The following is a 396-nucleotide window of genomic DNA, read 5'->3' on the forward strand; positions in this document are numbered from 1 at the left end:
GAATTTAAACATCATTTCTCGCTATGACTATATTTTCGTAAACACCTCTGTTTTGAACCATGGATTTTATTTTAAATTAATGAAAGCCTTTGGTAATGAAAAGAGTAAGTTACGTTATTTAAGCGGGAAAGTAAATATAGAACAAACCATTGATGAAGTTTATTTAGCAATCCGTTAATGGCAATGAAAAGGCTATCTGTTGGAGTGCCTCCCCATTTGATGAAAGGTCATTTAACTTACCAAATTAAATATATTAAAAGAGTTTTGAAATGTTTTTCCCGGGATTTTCATTAAAAGCAGGTGAATAGGGGTGCCTTATTCCTTTTACAAAGTTCGATAAATTATAATAGAGTTTGATAAAAATCCTGTGTATCAAAGCAGGATTTTTTCTTATTC

It is taken from the genome of Bacillus sp. JJ1773, from assembly GCF_036962035.1.
Classification (GTDB): Bacteria; Bacillota; Bacilli; order Bacillales; family Cytobacillaceae; genus Cytobacillus.